2 protein-coding genes and 1 pseudogene are annotated in these 1,617 nt (G+C 69.6%); 1 reads left to right on the top strand and 2 read right to left on the bottom strand.

Annotated elements, in window-relative coordinates; all coding sequences use genetic code 11:
* Positions 1-293, top strand: a pseudogene (locus ACWCO3_RS34500) (hypothetical protein); the annotation flags it as partial.
* A 10-nt stretch (positions 294-303) separates the two neighbouring features.
* Here ACWCO3_RS34500 and ACWCO3_RS34495 read toward each other — a convergent pair.
* Both ACWCO3_RS34495 and ACWCO3_RS34490 read right to left on the bottom strand, forming a co-directional pair.
* The gene (locus ACWCO3_RS34495; protein ID WP_145784993.1) at positions 304-1,188 is read right to left on the bottom strand and encodes a carbohydrate ABC transporter permease; all 885 of its coding nucleotides are present in this window, start codon (positions 1,186-1,188) and stop codon (positions 304-306) included.
* A 1-nt stretch (position 1,189) separates the two neighbouring features.
* A partial coding sequence (locus ACWCO3_RS34490) for a carbohydrate ABC transporter permease (protein WP_450014187.1) occupies positions 1,190-1,617 on the bottom strand: 428 nt, incomplete at its 5' end.

Here is a 1,617-nt window from a genome sequence, read left to right as displayed (position 1 = left end):
GGTTCCAATTGCACTACGGCCCCGCGCCGAAGGACCTCGACCCGGCGAAGGAGCAGTCCGGCGGGTGCCTGGTGATGGTGGACGCGGTGGGGCCGCGGGAGGACGGGTTGAGTCGGGCGGTGGCCTGGGCGTTCGACGGTGACGAGGCGACCCGGAAGTTCCTCACCAGCACCGGCTGGGAGCCCGACGGCGCGGCCCGCGCGCTGGACGTCGACGACATGCTGGTGCCGCAGGTGCGCCTGCACGTGGCGGTGCCGACCGAGCCACTCGCCGAGGACCGCCCCGGCGAGTGACCCGGCCGGGTCAGCCCTTGTCCGAGCCGTCGTTGGCGTCGCGGACGAAGTATCGCTGGAACACCACGAAGATGATCGCCACCGGGATGGTGGCCAGCAACGCCGCGCCCAGTTTCAGCGGGTACTGGGTGCCCTTGCCGAGCGAGCCGCTGACCAGGTCGGCCAACCCGCGCGGCAGGGTGAACAGGTCCGGGTCCTGCACCGACACGAGGCTGTGCGGGAACTCGTTCCAGGAGCCCTGGAACGACAGGATGGTCAGGGTTATCAGCGCCGGTTTCGCCATCGGCAGCACCACCGACCAGAAGGTGCGGAAGATGCTCGCCCCGTCGATGCGGGCGGCCTCCTCGACGCTGACCGGGATCGACTCGAAGAACTGCTTCATGATGAACACGCCCGCCGCGTCGGCCAGCAACGGCACCACCAGCCCGGCGTAGCTGTTGTAGATGCCGAGCTGGTTGAGCACCAGGAACTTCGGGATCAGCAGCACCACCCCGGGCACCGCCATGACCGCGATGACGGCGGCGAACAGCCCGCCGCGACCCCGGAACCGCAGCCGGGCGAGCGCGTACCCGGCGAGCGAGTCGAAGAACACCCGACCGACGGTGACCAGCACCGTCACCAGCAGCGAGTTGCCCAGCCAGAGCGGGAAGTTGGTGCCGGCGAAGATCCGTTCGAAGCCGGCGAGGGTGAGCGGGTCCGGGAACGGCGACAGTGGGTTCGCCGCCGCGTCGGGCTCGGTCTTGAGAGCGTTGCCGATCTGGATGACGAACGGGTAGAGGAACACCAGCCCGAAGAAGACCAGCGTCGCGTACCCCAGGAAGCGGGTGGCCAGGGTGCGGGCCGCGCGGTGGTCGGGCCGCGCGGACGCCGCCGGGCGGTCGGTGAGCACGGCCATCTCAGGACCTCTCCGGTACGCGTCGACGCCGCCAGCCACGTCGCGGCCGGTCGGTGTCCCGCTCGGCCAGCACCCGGCGCTGGATCAGCGTGAGCACGATGATGATCAGGAACAGGACGAAGGAGATCGCCGCCCCGGAGCCGTAGTCGAAGTCCCGGAAAGCGGTCCGGTACGACAGGTAGGCCGGGGTGAGCGTGGTCTTGGCCGGGTCGCCCTGGCTCATCACGTACACCTGGTCGAAGACCTGCCAGGAGCCGATCATGCCGAGGGTGAGCACCAGGAAGGTGGTGGGCCGGATCAGCGGCAGTGTGACGTGTCGGAACCGCTGCCACCGGGACGCCCCGTCGAGGGTGCTGGCCTCGTCCAACGCGACGGGCACGTTCTGCAGGCCGGCCAGGAACATCAGCATGAACGTGCCGGACGTGGTCC

The organism is Micromonospora sp. NPDC002411, from assembly GCF_053592955.1.
Note: the sequence above shows the minus strand (reverse complement) of the source record. Positions and strands in the feature narration are given on the sequence as shown.

Excerpts from the sequence above, each read along its gene's own strand:
- ACWCO3_RS34495 (WP_145784993.1), bottom strand. The coding sequence starts at position 1,188 with ATGGCCGTGCTCACCGACCGCCCGGCGGCGTCCGCGCGGCCCGACCAC.